Source organism: Salmonella sp. 3C, assembly GCF_025426275.1.
Taxonomy (GTDB): Bacteria; Pseudomonadota; Gammaproteobacteria; order Enterobacterales; family Enterobacteriaceae; genus Salmonella; species Salmonella enterica.
Genome location: NZ_CP104858.1, coordinates 4,606,745 through 4,621,113, shown reverse-complemented (window position 1 = coordinate 4,621,113; position 14,369 = coordinate 4,606,745). Strand labels below are relative to the sequence as shown.

The window sequence follows — 14,369 nt, the reverse complement described above, 5'->3', positions numbered from 1 at the left end:
AGCGACAGGTATCAAATCAGGCGCCGGGTTCCAGCATCCGGCGCGGCGTGCGTTTATGACTAAATTGCCAGCCTAAAGCCAAAAAGGTGATAAAGCCGATAATACCGAGCATCATCCACGGTAGTTCAGGCTGCGCAAGCGCTTTCCCCATATCAAACAACCAGCCGCCGCCGATATAACCAATCGCGCCGCCAATGGCTAATCCCAGACGGCTAAAGCCCATATAGCTTCCCCGCGCCCTCGCGTCTGCGAGCGACGCGCTGAGCGTTTCGCGCGCCGGTTCGGCGATAACCGAGCCGATGTAGAAAGCGCAAATAAGCGTAAAAAGCTGCTGTAAATTGCCCACCATCCCGATGGGGAGCATGCTCAGCGACATGACGAGCAAACCGGCCATCAGCCGATGCTCCAGCCGAAAACGCTTTTCGCTCCAGCGGGCAATCGGGTAGAGCAACGTCAGCGAGAGACACGCCTCAATAGCGTACATCCATTTCACGGCAGCAGGCGAACCGGCGATATCGTTTACCATAATCGGCAGCATTAACATGACCTGTACCGCCAGCATATAGTAGCCCGCCAGCGTCAGCACGTAGGTGACAAACCTTTTATCGCTCATGACGCGGCGCATTCCTTCACGCACCGGCGTTCTGACCGTTGATAGCTTCCAGGCCGGAAGCAGCCATGCGTTGAAAAGGGCGCATAATATGAACAAAATAGCGCCTGTCGCGCAGACCAGGCGAAAATCGTATTGTAGCAACCAGCTTCCCAGCAGCGCGCCAATCACCGCGCCCGCGCTGTCCTGCATCATCAACAGAGAGAAGAAGCGGCCCCGTTGCTCCGGACGAATTAATTTGACCACCAGCGCTGAACGCGGCGGGTCAAAAAGCGTACCGCCGAGACCGGAAAGAAAGCAGGAAAACCACAAGAGCCAGGGCTCATGCGCGATACCCATGGTGGCAAAGCCGGCGGCGCGCATCAGCATACCGGTGACAATCATCGGTTTCGCGCCAAAGCGATCGGCGATGGCGCCGCCAAAAATGCCCAGACCTTGTTGAATAAACTGGCGCAGGCCGAGCGCGATCCCTACCATTACGGCAGCCCACCCCATTTGATCGACAAAGCGAATAGAGATGAGCGGGAAGACGACGAAAAAACCCAGCACCACTAACATGTTATCGATGAGAAGAAAATATTTACCCAGGTTCCTCGCCTGCGAGACGCGCGACATTTCCCCTCCCGGGAAATAAAAGATGAGCGTCTTCTATTCTGCGGCGGCGTTTCGTTTTTTCCTACCGTTAGCGGGACAATATTTTTTTATCAAAAGTCCTTTTTAATCGAGAGTTTTCATCAAAATGTGGCAGCAATTCAAAAAATGACGATTTGCGCTTTTCACAGAGCCTGGTTGCGCAGGTATAGTAATGTTACTGGCGTGCTGAAGACGTTACAGGAAGGAGTAGGTATAGAATGTTTGGCTATCGTAGTAACGTGCCAAAAGTGCGCTTAACCACCGATCGTCTGGTGGTACGTTTAGTGCATGAGCGTGATGCCTGGCGTCTGGCCGATTATTACGCGGAAAATCGTCATTTTTTAAAACCCTGGGAACCGGTCCGTGATGAAAGTCATTGTTATCCTTCAGGATGGCAGGCGCGTCTGGGAATGATCGGTGAATTTCACAAACAGGGCTCCGCCTTCTATTTCGCGCTACTTGATCCGGAAGAAAAAGAAATTATCGGCGTGGCGAATTTTTCCAATGTGGTGCGCGGTTCTTTTCATGCCTGTTATCTGGGCTATTCCATTGCGCAGAAGTGGCAGGGGCAAGGGCTGATGTTTGAAGCCTTAACCGCTGCGATTCGCTATATGCAGCGCACTCAGCATATCCACCGTATCATGGCGAACTATATGCCGCACAACAAACGTAGCGGCGCGTTGCTGGCGCGGCTTGGCTTTGAAAAAGAAGGCTATGCGAAAGATTACCTGTTGATTGATGGACAATGGCGCGACCATGTCCTGACGGCGTTAACCACGCCGTTATGGACGCCGGGGCGTTGAGCGGCTTACGGAATGAGAGGCAAAGGGAGAAAACGATGAAATATGAATTAACCGCCACTGAAGCGCGAGTGATTGGCTGTCTGCTGGAAAAGCAGGTGACAACGCCGGAACAGTATCCGCTTTCCGTCAACGGCGTGGTGACAGCCTGTAATCAGAAAACCAACCGTGAACCGGTGATGAACCTGACGGAACAAGAGGTACAAGAACAGCTCGATAACCTGGTGAAACGCCACTTTTTGCGTACGGTCAGCGGGTTTGGCAATCGCGTCACCAAATATGAACAGCGCTTCTGTAATTCCGAATTTGGCGATCTGAAACTTAGCGCGGCGGAAGTGGCGCTTGTCACTACGCTGCTGCTGCGCGGCGCGCAAACGCCCGGCGAGTTGCGTAGCCGGGCGTCGCGGATGCATGAATTCAGCGATATGGCGGAAGTTGAATCCACGCTGGAACGGCTTGCCAGTCGTGAGGACGGCCCGTATGTCGTCCGTCTGGCGCGTGAACCGGGTAAGCGCGAAAGCCGTTATATGCACCTTTTTTGCGGCGACGTCGATGAACTGTCTCTCCAGACGTCTGCGCCGGAAAGTGCGTCGGGCGATCTTCAGTCGCGCGTCGAAGCGCTGGAAAGCGAAGTGGCGGAGTTAAAGCAGCGGCTGGATTCTTTGTTAGCTCACCTGGGAGAGTAATGTGAGAACATTACGGATTGGCATTGTCGGATTAGGCGGTATTGCGCAGAAGGCCTGGCTGCCGGTATTAACCAACACCGCCGGATGGACGTTACAGGGCGCCTGGTCTCCTTCGCGGGATAAAGCCTTACGTATCTGCGAAAGCTGGCGCATACCGTATGTGGATTCGCTGGCGAATTTAGCGTCCGGCTGCGATGCGGTCTTCGTCCACTCCAGTACCGCAAGCCATTATGCCGTGGTCAGCGAACTTCTCAATGCCGGCGTCCATGTTTGCGTGGATAAACCGCTGGCGGAAAATCTACGTGATGCCGAACGGCTGGTGGCGCTGGCGGCGCAAAAAAAATTGACGCTGATGGTTGGCTTTAATCGCCGTTTCGCGCCGCTGTACCGCGAACTGAAGACGCGCCTCGGCACTGCGGCGTCACTACGTATGGATAAACATCGTACCGATAGCGTCGGGCCGCACGACTTACGTTTTACTTTGCTCGATGACTATCTGCATGTCGTGGATACCGCTCTGTGGCTGGCGGGCGGCGAGGCGCGCCTTGCCAGCGGCACGTTGCTCACCAGCGAGTCCGGCGAAATGTGCTATGCGGAACATCATTTTTCCGCCGACAAACTACAAATTACCACCAGTATGCACCGGCGCGCCGGAAGTCAGCGTGAATCGGTCCAGGCCGTCACCGACGGCGGGCTATATGACGTGACGGATATGCGTGAATGGCGCGAAGAGCGCGGGCAGGGTATTCTCATCAAACCCATTCCTAGTTGGCAAACGACGCTTGAACAGCGTGGTTTTGTCGGATGCGCGCGGCATTTCATTGACTGCGTACAAAATCAGACGGTTCCGGAAACGGCGGGGGAGCAGGCGATTTTGGCCCAGCGCGTCGTGGAGGCGCTGTGGCGGGACGCCATCAGCGAATAACCCTCTGTAACATCTGGCGGTAGTAATTCATCGTAATCCAGGTACTATACCCTCAATAATTCGAGTTGCAGAAAAGCTAACGCACATGCAGCTCGAAGTATGGCGGGTATATATGCCCACTCTACACAATACCTCTTTTCACAGTGAATAATGGCAAACCGTGGGGAGTCTGTAAGGCCTGATAAGACGTTTTAACGTCGCCGTCAGGCGCGGTGATACAGCCGGATACGGCAGAAGTTGCGTTATCCGGTCGATGGATCAGCCATGCAGGAGTTTTACGCCAGGGTCTGGAATACAAAAGAAATGAATTTATTGAAATCGCTGGCTGCCGTCAGCTCGATGACTATGTTTTCACGCGTGTTGGGCTTTGCCCGTGATGCGATTGTCGCCAGAATTTTTGGCGCAGGGATGGCGACCGACGCCTTTTTTGTGGCGTTTAAACTCCCCAATCTACTACGCCGGATCTTTGCCGAAGGCGCTTTTTCTCAGGCCTTTGTGCCTATCCTGGCGGAATATAAGAGCAAGCAGGGTGAAGAAGCGACGCGGATCTTTGTCGCTTACGTTTCCGGCCTGTTGACGCTGGCATTGGCCGTCGTGACAGTGGCCGGTATGCTGGCCGCCCCGTGGGTGATTATGGTAACCGCGCCGGGTTTTGCCGATACTGCGGATAAATTCGCGCTGACGACGCAACTGCTGCGGATTACGTTTCCCTATATTCTGCTGATCTCGCTGGCTTCACTGGTTGGCGCCATTCTCAACACCTGGAATCGCTTCTCTATTCCCGCTTTTGCGCCGACATTTCTTAATATCAGCATGATCGGTTTTGCATTATTCGCCGCGCCATACTTTAATCCGCCGGTGCTGGCGTTAGCCTGGGCAGTCACCGTCGGCGGCGTGCTGCAACTGGTGTATCAACTTCCGTATTTGAAAAAGATCGGTATGCTGGTGCTGCCGCGCATTAACTTTCGCGACACCGGGGCGATGCGGGTGGTCAAACAGATGGGGCCGGCGATTTTGGGCGTATCCGTCAGTCAGATCTCCCTTATCATCAATACCATTTTTGCCTCGTTTCTGGCCTCCGGCTCGGTCTCATGGATGTACTATGCCGATCGGTTGATGGAGTTCCCGTCCGGCGTGCTGGGCGTGGCGTTGGGGACCATCCTGTTGCCGTCATTGTCGAAAAGCTTTGCCAGCGGCAATCATGATGAGTACTGCCGCCTGATGGACTGGGGGCTGCGTTTGTGCTTTTTACTGGCGTTGCCGAGCGCGGTAGCGTTAGGCATTCTGGCGAAGCCGCTGACGGTCTCGCTGTTTCAGTACGGTAAATTCACCGCCTTTGATGCGGCGATGACGCAGCGGGCGTTAATCGCCTATTCGGTGGGGCTGATTGGCTTGATCGTCGTAAAAGTGTTGGCCCCGGGCTTCTATTCTCGCCAGGATATTAAAACGCCGGTGAAAATCGCCATAGTGACGTTAATCATGACTCAGTTAATGAACCTGGCGTTTATTGGACCGCTGAAACACGCCGGGCTGTCGCTCTCTATTGGTCTGGCGGCATGTCTCAATGCGTCGCTGCTGTACTGGCAACTGCGCAAACAGAATATCTTTACGCCACAACCGGGTTGGATGTGGTTCCTGATGCGTCTGATCATTTCCGTACTGGTGATGGCCGCCGTATTGTTCGGCGTGTTGCATATTATGCCGGAGTGGTCGCAAGGGTCGATGTTATGGCGTTTGCTACGTTTGATGGCGGTAGTGATCGCGGGTATTGCGGCCTATTTCGCCGCGCTTGCCGTGCTGGGCTTTAAAGTGAAAGAGTTTGTTCGCCGGACGGCGTAAATTCAGTGCCTGATAGCGCTGTGCTATCAGGCCTACAAGGCATTCAGGCCGGAAAGGCGCAACGTCGCCATCCGGCAATGATTAGATAGAAATTTTTTTACCGCCGCGGTGAGAGACGGAAGTCTGACCGTCAGCCCCGTACAAGGTCGGCTCCTGGTGAGGTTTCAGCACCTCCAGCGCCTGTTGATTACGCTCGATTTGCCCTTCCAGCAGCCAGCCGTTGTGCTGGTTGAGGTCGCGAAGATGCTGCGTTTTTTCGGTAATCGCCTGCCAGCGCTCTGCAATGTCATCGTTTGCGCTACGCTGCGCGTTCTGCTCCAGACGGCGCTGTTGTTCCAGATAATCCAGCGTCGCCAGCAACGAGCTTTTTTCTTCTGTAATACGCTGTAGCTGGCTGCCGTTAATCTGGCCTACGGAAAGCTGTTGTTGCTCGGCGTCCATCACCGTCTTCAGGTCATTCAGGACGGTGGTCATCTGGTCAAGTATTTCTGACAAACGAGTCATACGCTTATTTACTCTGTAAGTAGCTCTGCGCCTCGCGAATGAGCGAGTCTGCTATTTTTCCCGTATCCATTTTTAACTCACCGTTACGGATAGCCGTTTTTAATGCTTCGACGCGTTCCATATTAATGTCGCTGACGCCTGGCTGCATGAGCTTCGCTTGCGCGTCGCTTAACGTTACGCTGGCGCTCGTCGCGGCGGACGTTTTTTCCTGACGCGTTTTTTGTACCGGCGTGTCGCTGGTTTCGCGCGTCTGGACAGTGCTAACGGGTTTCAAAGGTGAGGTACGGTCAATGCTCATTTATTTATCCTCATCGAGGGTTACGTTGTAGCGGCCAGCTACCATCATGGTTGAATATCTCATCGGCAGCCGCGACAAAATCTTTACACAATTATAGGTTAATAAGAATATTCCCATCAGAATCGACGGTTCCACTCACGATTTGACCCGATGTCATGCGCACGCGCGCATTTTGCGCGACGGCGGCATTATTCATCGCCTGACCTTCCGCATTGACGCTGAACCCCTCGCCATTGGCGATGACCTGTACTCGTTGCCCCGCTTTGACGCGCCAGGCCTGACGTATCATCGTAAGCTGTACCGGCTGCCCGGGTGCGAGATCGCGCAAACTGACGGCATCCTGAATCTGACGGATATCCAGTACCGTCCGCGGCGGTAACTGATCCAGCCTGCCACGTTTTAGCGTGACGTTGGCCGGCGTCAATTTTCCGCCGCGCGCGACGGGCGCGGCAACGGCGACATAATTGCCGGTCGCTTGCACATTCACCTGTAAATAACGTTTTTCATTGGCGCAGCGCGCCACCACATTGACGTTGCCCCACAGCTTCGCGCTGCCCGTCATGCTGAAGGCTGGCTGTTCGCAGCTCGGTAGCAGATTGGGCGATGAACGGAGCGTGACAACCACCTCGTCGCTGAAGCCAGCCAGACGCTGGGAAAACCACGTGGTCAGCTGGGCGTTGATGTCCTGCGCCATTGTCAGGGGGCTGAACAGCAAAGCCGCCACGGCGAATCCTCGTTTTAACGTTTGCATGGTACTTCCCCCTGGTTGATGTCATGACAGGATTCTACCCGTGTGAAGCAGGCATCAACGCAATAAATAGCGACGCATTTTGCGTTTATTCCGGCGATAACGCGCGCGTGAAGGCATTTAAGCTGTCGGCTGAATTTTGCCATTTGCGGAGGAGATATGCTCGACAGGCTCGATGCCGCCTTACGATTTCAGCAGGAAGCGCTTAATCTGCGCGCGCAACGTCAGGAAATATTAGCGGCGAATATCGCCAATGCCGATACGCCGGGGTATCAGGCGCGCGATATTGATTTTGCCAGTGAGTTAAAAAAGGTGATGGTGCGTGGACGGGAAGAAACCGGCGGCGTCGCGTTAACGTTGACTTCCTCTCACCATATTCCCGCCCAGGCGGTCTCTTCTCCCGCAGTGGATCTGCTTTACCGCGTACCCGATCAGCCTTCTTTGGATGGTAACACCGTAGATATGGACAGGGAACGTACGCAGTTTGCGGATAACAGTCTCAAATATCAGATGGGGCTTACCGTTCTGGGTAGCCAACTCAAAGGCATGATGAATGTGCTACAGGGAGGAAACTAATTCGTGGCGCTGTTAAACATTTTTGATATTGCCGGATCGGCGCTTGCCGCGCAGTCCAAGCGGTTGAACGTTGCGGCCAGTAACCTGGCGAATGCGGATAGCGTCACCGGCCCGGACGGACAGCCTTATCGCGCCAAACAGGTGGTTTTTCAGGTGGACGCCGCGCCGGGTCAAGCCACTGGCGGGGTAAAGGTCGCCAGCGTGATTGAAAGTCAGGCACCGGAAAAGCTGGTTTATGAGCCAGGCAATCCGCTGGCGGACGCTAATGGTTACGTCAAAATGCCCAACGTCGATGTGGTCGGCGAAATGGTCAACACGATGTCAGCCTCGCGCAGCTATCAGGCAAATATCGAAGTCCTGAATACCGTAAAAAGCATGATGCTTAAAACGCTGACATTAGGCCAGTAAAGGAGGCGCGTATGTCTATTGCCGTAAATATGAATGACCCGACCAACACGGGCGTCAAAACGACGACCGGCAGCGGGTCGATGACCGGAAGCAACGCTGCCGATCTGCAAAGCAGTTTCCTGACCTTACTGGTCGCGCAATTGAAGAACCAGGACCCGACTAACCCATTACAAAATAATGAGTTAACGACACAGTTGGCGCAAATCAGTACCGTGAGCGGCATTGAAAAACTGAATACGACGCTGGGGGCTATTTCCGGGCAAATCGATAATAGTCAGTCCCTACAGGCGACCACGCTGATTGGACATGGCGTTATGGTGCCTGGCACCACAATTCTGGCGGGTAAAGGCGCGGAAGAAGGGGCCGTGACGTCCACGACGCCGTTTGGCGTGGAATTGCAACAGCCTGCGGACAAAGTGACGGCAACCATTACCGATAAAGATGGCCGGGTGGTACGGACGCTGGAGATCGGTGAGTTGCGAGCCGGGGTACACACCTTTACCTGGGATGGTAAGCAAACGGACGGAACAACGGTACCGAATGGTTCTTACAACATTGCGATTACCGCCAGCAATGGCGGAACGCAACTGGTGGCGCAGCCGCTGCAATTCGCTCTGGTACAGGGCGTGACGAAGGGCAGTAACGGCAACCTGTTGGATCTGGGTACCTACGGCACCACCACACTCGACGAAGTTCGGCAAATAATCTAAGCCCTTGCACTTATCAGGAGTCAGTCATGTCTTTTTCTCAAGCGGTTAGCGGCCTGAACGCTGCGGCCACCAACCTTGATGTTATCGGTAATAACATCGCCAACTCCGCCACCTATGGCTTTAAGTCCGGTACGGCATCATTTGCCGATATGTTCGCCGGTTCCAAAGTGGGGCTGGGCGTAAAAGTGGCGGGGATTACCCAGGATTTTACCGACGGTACGACAACGAACACCGGGCGCGGGCTGGATGTCGCGATTAGCCAGAACGGTTTTTTCCGCCTGGTAGACAGCAACGGTTCCGTGTTCTATAGCCGCAACGGCCAGTTCAAACTGGACGAGAACCGTAACCTGGTCAATATGCAGGGGATGCAGTTGACCGGCTATCCGGCCACCGGTACGCCGCCGACCATTCAGCAGGGGGTGAATCCTGCGCCGATCACCATTCCGAACACGCTGATGGCGGCGAAATCGACCACCACCGCGTCAATGCAGATCAACCTGAACTCAACGGACCCTGTACCGTCTAAAACGCCCTTTAGCGTGAGTGATGCGGATTCGTATAACAAAAAAGGCACCGTCACCGTTTATGACAGCCAGGGTAATGCCCATGACATGAACGTCTATTTTGTGAAAACCAAAGATAATGAATGGGCTGTGTACACCCATGACAGCAGCGATCCTGCAGCCACTGCGCCAACAACGGCGTCCACTACGCTGAAATTCAATGAAAACGGGATTCTGGAGTCTGGCGGTACGGTGAACATCACCACCGGTACGATTAATGGCGCGACAGCGGCCACCTTCTCCCTCAGCTTCCTTAACTCCATGCAGCAGAACACCGGGGCTAACAACATCGTCGCCACCAATCAAAACGGCTATAAGCCGGGCGACCTGGTGAGCTACCAGATTAACAACGACGGCACCGTAGTTGGCAACTACTCCAACGAGCAGGAGCAGGTGCTGGGGCAGATTGTGCTGGCTAACTTCGCCAACAACGAAGGTCTGGCATCCCAGGGCGATAACGTCTGGGCGGCGACGCAGGCTTCCGGGGTTGCGCTGCTGGGGACTGCCGGTTCCGGCAACTTCGGTAAGCTGACGAACGGCGCGCTGGAAGCCTCTAACGTGGATTTGAGTAAAGAGCTGGTGAATATGATCGTCGCGCAGCGTAACTACCAGTCGAATGCGCAGACCATCAAAACCCAGGACCAGATCCTCAATACGCTGGTTAACCTGCGCTAAGCGCCTGACGGGATAGCTTAATGGATCACGCAATTTATACCGCCATGGGGGCGGCCAGCCAGACGCTTAACCAGCAGGCGGTAACGGCCAGCAACCTGGCTAATGCCTCAACGCCGGGCTTTCGCGCGCAGCTTAACGCGCTACGCGCGGTGCCCGTTGATGGCCTCTCTTTAGCAACGCGCACGCTGGTTACGGCGTCGACGCCCGGGGCGGATATGACCCCGGGTCAGTTGGACTACACTTCCCGCCCGCTGGATGTCGCGTTACAGCAGGACGGCTGGCTGGTAGTGCAAGCGGCGGATGGCGCTGAAGGATATACCCGTAACGGGAATATCCAGGTGGGTCCGACCGGGCAGTTAACCATTCAGGGACATCCGGTTATCGGCGAAGGCGGCCCGATTACCGTTCCTGAAGGGTCGGAAATCACCATTGCGGCAGACGGCACGATCTCCGCGCTCAATCCCGGCGACCCGCCAAACACGGTGGCGCCCGTTGGGCGACTGAAGCTGGTCAAAGCGGAAGGCAATGAAGTGCAGCGGAGCGATGACGGTTTATTCCGCCTTACCGCCGAGGCACAGGCTGAACGCGGGGCGGTACTGGCCGCCGACCCGTCAATTCGCATTATGTCGGGCGTGCTGGAGGGCAGTAACGTCAAGCCGGTTGAAGCGATGACCGACATGATCGCCAACGCACGTCGTTTTGAAATGCAGATGAAGGTTATCACCAGCGTAGATGAGAACGAAGGGCGAGCTAACCAACTGCTGTCGATGAGTTAATACAGGACATTTTATGATCAGTTCATTATGGATCGCCAAAACCGGTCTGGACGCGCAGCAAACCAATATGGATGTGATTGCCAATAACCTGGCAAACGTCAGCACCAATGGTTTTAAGCGTCAGCGCGCGGTATTTGAAGATCTGTTGTATCAGACCATCCGCCAGCCGGGCGCGCAGTCGTCCGGGCAGACGACGCTGCCTTCCGGGCTGCAAATCGGTACCGGCGTGCGTCCGGTCGCCACGGAGCGCCTGCACAGTCAGGGGAACCTGTCGCAGACCAACAACAGTAAAGATGTGGCGATTAAAGGACAGGGCTTTTTCCAGGTCATGCTGCCGGACGGTACGTCTGCCTATACCCGCGACGGCTCTTTCCAGGTGGATCAGAATGGTCAACTGGTGACGGCGGGCGGTTTTCAGGTGCAGCCGGCAATCACCATTCCGGCCAACGCGTTAAGCATCACGATTGGCCGCGACGGCGTGGTCAGCGTGACCCAGCAGGGGCAGGCCGCGCCGGTTCAGGTCGGGCAGCTTAACCTGACCACCTTTATGAACGACACCGGGCTGGAAAGCATCGGCGAGAACCTCTATATCGAAACGCAATCGTCCGGCGCGCCGAACGAAAGCACGCCGGGGCTCAACGGCGCGGGGTTGTTGTATCAAGGGTATGTCGAAACGTCGAACGTTAACGTGGCGGAAGAGCTGGTGAACATGATTCAGGTTCAACGCGCCTATGAAATTAACAGTAAAGCAGTATCGACGACCGATCAGATGCTGCAGAAACTGACGCAACTCTAAGGGGCCGCCGGTGGGGGATACGCCACCGGCTCCCTGATTTTGAAGATGAAGGTAATGCAAAAATACGCGCTTCACGCTTACCCAGTTATGGCCCTGATGGTCGCGACGCTGACAGGATGCGCCTGGATACCCGCTAAACCGCTCGTGCAGGGGGCGACCACGGCGCAGCCGATACCTGGCCCGGTACCGGTGGCGAATGGCTCCATATTTCAGTCTGCGCAGCCGATTAATTATGGCTATCAGCCGCTTTTTGAAGATCGTCGACCGCGTAATATCGGCGATACGCTCACGATTGTGTTACAGGAAAACGTCAGCGCCAGTAAAAGCTCGTCGGCAAATGCCAGCCGCGACGGCAAAACCAGCTTTGGTTTTGATACGGTACCGCGTTATCTGCAGGGATTATTCGGTAATTCCCGCGCGGATATGGAGGCCTCCGGCGGCAACTCTTTTAATGGTAAAGGCGGCGCGAATGCCAGCAATACCTTTAGCGGCACGCTGACCGTGACCGTCGATCAGGTTCTGGCCAATGGCAATTTACACGTCGTGGGGGAAAAACAGATCGCGATTAATCAGGGAACGGAATTCATCCGCTTCTCCGGCGTGGTAAATCCACGCACCATCAGCGGCAGCAACTCCGTTCCCTCGACACAGGTGGCGGATGCGCGGATTGAATATGTCGGGAACGGCTATATTAACGAAGCGCAAAATATGGGCTGGCTGCAACGTTTCTTCCTTAATTTGTCGCCGATGTAAGCGAGGTGTATGTGTTTAAAGCTCTTGCAGGAATCGTTCTGGCACTGGTTGCCACTCTGGCGCACGCCGAGCGTATCCGGGATCTGACCAGTGTCCAGGGAGTACGGGAAAACTCGCTGATCGGCTACGGGCTGGTGGTCGGGCTGGACGGTACGGGCGACCAGACGACCCAGACGCCATTTACCACCCAGACGCTGAATAACATGCTGTCACAACTGGGGATTACGGTCCCCACCGGCACCAACATGCAGTTGAAAAACGTGGCGGCGGTGATGGTGACGGCGTCGTATCCGCCTTTTGCGCGACAGGGACAAACGATCGATGTCGTCGTTTCCTCAATGGGGAACGCTAAAAGTCTGCGTGGCGGGACGTTATTAATGACGCCGTTAAAAGGGGTGGACAGCCAGGTGTATGCTCTGGCGCAGGGCAATATTCTGGTCGGCGGCGCGGGCGCTTCCGCAGGCGGCAGTAGCGTGCAGGTTAACCAGCTTAATGGCGGGCGCATCACTAACGGCGCGATTATCGAACGCGAGTTGCCGACTCAGTTCGGCGCTGGCAACACCATTAATCTGCAATTGAACGACGAAGATTTTACGATGGCGCAGCAAATTACCGACGCCATTAACCGCGCCCGCGGTTACGGCAGCGCCACTGCGCTTGATGCGCGAACGGTACAGGTGCGCGTGCCCAGCGGCAACAGCTCGCAGGTGCGTTTTCTGGCGGACATTCAAAATATGGAAGTCAACGTGACGCCGCAGGATGCAAAAGTCGTGATCAACTCGCGTACCGGTTCGGTGGTCATGAATCGGGAAGTCACGCTGGATAGCTGCGCTGTGGCGCAGGGCAATTTGTCAGTGACAGTCAATCGCCAGCTCAACGTCAACCAGCCGAATACGCCATTTGGCGGCGGGCAGACCGTGGTGACGCCACAGACTCAAATAGATTTGCGTCAGAGCGGCGGATCGCTACAGAGCGTGCGTTCCAGCGCCAATCTGAACAGCGTAGTGCGTGCGCTGAATGCGCTTGGCGCGACGCCGATGGACCTGATGTCGATTTTGCAGTCCATGCAGAGCGCGGGCTGTCTACGCGCCAAACTGGAAATCATCTGATGATCGGAGACGGTAAATTGCTGGCCAGCGCGGCCTGGGATGCGCAATCTCTGAACGAACTGAAAGCGAAAGCGGGCCAGGACCCGGCGGCGAATATCCGTCCTGTGGCCCGTCAGGTGGAAGGGATGTTTGTGCAGATGATGCTGAAAAGTATGCGCGAGGCTTTACCCAAAGATGGTTTATTCAGCAGCGATCAGACGCGTCTGTATACCAGCATGTATGACCAGCAGATCGCCCAGCAGATGACCGCCGGTAAGGGATTGGGGCTGGCGGATATGATGGTTAAACAGATGACGGGCGGGCAGACGATGCCTGCAGATGATGCGCCGCAAGTACCGCTTAAATTCTCCCTGGAGACGGTAAACAGCTATCAAAATCAGGCGCTGACCCAACTGGTGCGCAAAGCCATACCGAAAACGCCGGACAGCAGCGATGCGCCGCTCTCCGGCGACAGTAAAGACTTTCTGGCCCGGCTTTCGCTCCCGGCGAGGCTGGCCAGCGAACAAAGCGGGGTGCCGCATCATCTGATTCTGGCGCAGGCGGCGCTGGAGTCCGGCTGGGGGCAGCGGCAAATCCTGCGGGAGAATGGCGAACCCAGCTATAACGTATTTGGCGTGAAAGCGACCGCCAGTTGGAAAGGGCCGGTGACGGAAATCACCACCACTGAATACGAAAATGGCGAAGCGAAAAAAGTGAAAGCGAAATTCCGCGTCTATAGCTCGTATCTGGAGGCGTTATCGGATTATGTCGCGCTGTTAACGCGTAACCCACGCTACGCTGCCGTGACCACTGCCGCCACGGCAGAGCAGGGCGCAGTGGCTCTGCAAAACGCCGGATACGCCACTGACCCGAATTACGCTCGTAAATTGACCAGCATGATTCAGCAGTTGAAAGCGATGAGTGAAAAGGTCAGCAAAACCTACAGCGCGAATCTCGACAATCTCTTTTAAATTGCTCAAG

17 protein-coding genes are annotated in these 14,369 nt (G+C 55.4%); 13 read left to right on the top strand and 4 right to left on the bottom strand.

Annotated features, from left to right (window positions below):
- Positions 1-16: 16 nt before the first annotated feature.
- Positions 17-1,225, bottom strand: a complete 1,209-nt coding sequence (mdtH, locus tag N7E69_RS22435; RefSeq protein WP_000092178.1) for a multidrug efflux MFS transporter MdtH — start codon at positions 1,223-1,225, stop codon at positions 17-19.
- A 236-nt stretch (positions 1,226-1,461) separates the two neighbouring features.
- On the opposite strand from mdtH, the gene rimJ reads away from it, so the two are divergent.
- From rimJ to murJ, 4 genes are all read left to right on the top strand, one after another.
- Complete coding sequence (rimJ, locus tag N7E69_RS22430) at positions 1,462-2,046, top strand: ribosomal protein S5-alanine N-acetyltransferase (RefSeq protein WP_000468204.1); 585 nt, start codon at positions 1,462-1,464, stop codon at positions 2,044-2,046.
- Positions 2,047-2,081: 35 nt separating this feature from the next.
- Positions 2,082-2,729, top strand: a complete 648-nt coding sequence (locus tag N7E69_RS22425; RefSeq protein WP_000873047.1) for a YceH family protein — start codon at positions 2,082-2,084, stop codon at positions 2,727-2,729.
- 1 nt (position 2,730) lies between these two features.
- Positions 2,731-3,654 carry a Gfo/Idh/MocA family protein gene (locus tag N7E69_RS22420; RefSeq protein WP_001259729.1) on the top strand — a complete coding sequence of 308 codons (924 nt, stop codon included), beginning with the start codon at positions 2,731-2,733 and terminating at the stop codon, positions 3,652-3,654.
- 303 nt (positions 3,655-3,957) lie between these two features.
- Positions 3,958-5,493 (top strand): murein biosynthesis integral membrane protein MurJ, encoded by a 1,536-nt coding sequence (gene murJ / locus N7E69_RS22415; protein WP_001537775.1) that lies wholly within the window; start codon positions 3,958-3,960, stop codon positions 5,491-5,493.
- Positions 5,494-5,574: 81 nt separating this feature from the next.
- Here the strand turns inward: murJ and flgN are convergent, their stop codons facing one another.
- From flgN to flgA, 3 genes are all read right to left on the bottom strand, one after another.
- Entirely contained in the window at positions 5,575-5,997 is a 423-nt protein-coding gene (flgN, locus tag N7E69_RS22410) for a flagella biosynthesis chaperone FlgN (RefSeq protein ID WP_000197547.1), read from the bottom strand.
- 4 nt (positions 5,998-6,001) lie between these two features.
- Complete coding sequence (flgM, locus tag N7E69_RS22405) at positions 6,002-6,295, bottom strand: flagellar biosynthesis anti-sigma factor FlgM (RefSeq protein ID WP_000020893.1); 294 nt, start codon at positions 6,293-6,295, stop codon at positions 6,002-6,004.
- Between the two features lie 91 nt (positions 6,296-6,386).
- A complete protein-coding gene (gene flgA, locus N7E69_RS22400) occupies positions 6,387-7,046 on the bottom strand; it encodes a flagellar basal body P-ring formation chaperone FlgA (RefSeq protein WP_001194086.1) in 660 nt (219 codons plus the stop codon).
- Between the two features lie 156 nt (positions 7,047-7,202).
- Between flgA and flgB the strand changes: the two genes are divergently transcribed.
- Genes flgB through flgJ form a run of 9 tightly spaced genes read left to right on the top strand, consistent with a single transcriptional unit; the run spans position 7,203 to position 14,359 of the window.
- Entirely contained in the window at positions 7,203-7,619 is a 417-nt protein-coding gene (flgB, locus tag N7E69_RS22395; protein ID WP_000887043.1) for a flagellar basal body rod protein FlgB, read from the top strand.
- 3 nt (positions 7,620-7,622) lie between these two features.
- On the top strand, positions 7,623-8,027 hold the full coding sequence (gene flgC / locus N7E69_RS22390) for a flagellar basal body rod protein FlgC (protein ID WP_001196448.1): 405 nt from the start codon (positions 7,623-7,625) through the stop codon (positions 8,025-8,027).
- An 11-nt stretch (positions 8,028-8,038) separates the two neighbouring features.
- Positions 8,039-8,737: a flagellar hook assembly protein FlgD gene (gene flgD / locus N7E69_RS22385; protein WP_000020450.1), complete on the top strand. Its 699-nt coding sequence runs from the start codon at positions 8,039-8,041 to the stop codon at positions 8,735-8,737.
- Positions 8,738-8,763: 26 nt separating this feature from the next.
- A complete protein-coding gene (gene flgE / locus N7E69_RS22380) occupies positions 8,764-9,975 on the top strand; it encodes a flagellar hook protein FlgE (protein WP_001751307.1) in 1,212 nt (403 codons plus the stop codon).
- A 20-nt stretch (positions 9,976-9,995) separates the two neighbouring features.
- Positions 9,996-10,751, top strand: coding sequence for a flagellar basal body rod protein FlgF (locus N7E69_RS22375; RefSeq protein WP_000349278.1), 756 nt, complete (start codon positions 9,996-9,998; stop codon positions 10,749-10,751).
- A gap of 13 nt (positions 10,752-10,764) precedes the next feature.
- On the top strand, positions 10,765-11,547 hold the full coding sequence (gene flgG, locus N7E69_RS22370; protein WP_000625859.1) for a flagellar basal-body rod protein FlgG: 783 nt from the start codon (positions 10,765-10,767) through the stop codon (positions 11,545-11,547).
- 54 nt (positions 11,548-11,601) lie between these two features.
- Positions 11,602-12,300 (top strand): flagellar basal body L-ring protein FlgH, encoded by a 699-nt coding sequence (gene flgH / locus N7E69_RS22365; RefSeq protein ID WP_001174897.1) that lies wholly within the window; start codon positions 11,602-11,604, stop codon positions 12,298-12,300.
- Positions 12,301-12,311: 11 nt separating this feature from the next.
- The gene (locus tag N7E69_RS22360; protein WP_001518955.1) at positions 12,312-13,409 is read left to right on the top strand and encodes a flagellar basal body P-ring protein FlgI; all 1,098 of its coding nucleotides are present in this window, start codon (positions 12,312-12,314) and stop codon (positions 13,407-13,409) included.
- Positions 13,409-14,359, top strand: coding sequence for a flagellar assembly peptidoglycan hydrolase FlgJ (flgJ, locus tag N7E69_RS22355; RefSeq protein WP_000578685.1), 951 nt, complete (start codon positions 13,409-13,411; stop codon positions 14,357-14,359). The genes N7E69_RS22360 and flgJ overlap by 1 nt, the downstream gene beginning before the upstream one ends.
- Positions 14,360-14,369: the final 10 nt, after the last annotated feature.

What these genes read in the sequence shown, in the direction of transcription:
- murJ (WP_001537775.1), top strand. Translation starts at nt 3,958, where the DNA reads ATGAATTTATTGAAATCGCTGGCTGCCGTCAGCTCGATGACTATGTTT.
- flgJ (WP_000578685.1), top strand. Translation starts at nt 13,409, where the DNA reads ATGATCGGAGACGGTAAATTGCTGGCCAGCGCGGCCTGGGATGCGCAA.
- rimJ (WP_000468204.1), top strand. Translation starts at nt 1,462, where the DNA reads ATGTTTGGCTATCGTAGTAACGTGCCAAAAGTGCGCTTAACCACCGAT.
- flgD (WP_000020450.1), top strand. Translation starts at nt 8,039, where the DNA reads ATGTCTATTGCCGTAAATATGAATGACCCGACCAACACGGGCGTCAAA.
- mdtH (WP_000092178.1), bottom strand. Translation starts at nt 1,225, where the DNA reads ATGTCGCGCGTCTCGCAGGCGAGGAACCTGGGTAAATATTTTCTTCTC.
- flgE (WP_001751307.1), top strand. Translation starts at nt 8,764, where the DNA reads ATGTCTTTTTCTCAAGCGGTTAGCGGCCTGAACGCTGCGGCCACCAAC.
- flgH (WP_001174897.1), top strand. Translation starts at nt 11,602, where the DNA reads ATGCAAAAATACGCGCTTCACGCTTACCCAGTTATGGCCCTGATGGTC.
- flgA (WP_001194086.1), bottom strand. Translation starts at nt 7,046, where the DNA reads ATGCAAACGTTAAAACGAGGATTCGCCGTGGCGGCTTTGCTGTTCAGC.
- N7E69_RS22375 (WP_000349278.1), top strand. Translation starts at nt 9,996, where the DNA reads ATGGATCACGCAATTTATACCGCCATGGGGGCGGCCAGCCAGACGCTT.
- N7E69_RS22425 (WP_000873047.1), top strand. Translation starts at nt 2,082, where the DNA reads ATGAAATATGAATTAACCGCCACTGAAGCGCGAGTGATTGGCTGTCTG.
- flgM (WP_000020893.1), bottom strand. Translation starts at nt 6,295, where the DNA reads ATGAGCATTGACCGTACCTCACCTTTGAAACCCGTTAGCACTGTCCAG.
- flgN (WP_000197547.1), bottom strand. Translation starts at nt 5,997, where the DNA reads ATGACTCGTTTGTCAGAAATACTTGACCAGATGACCACCGTCCTGAAT.
- flgB (WP_000887043.1), top strand. Translation starts at nt 7,203, where the DNA reads ATGCTCGACAGGCTCGATGCCGCCTTACGATTTCAGCAGGAAGCGCTT.
- flgG (WP_000625859.1), top strand. Translation starts at nt 10,765, where the DNA reads ATGATCAGTTCATTATGGATCGCCAAAACCGGTCTGGACGCGCAGCAA.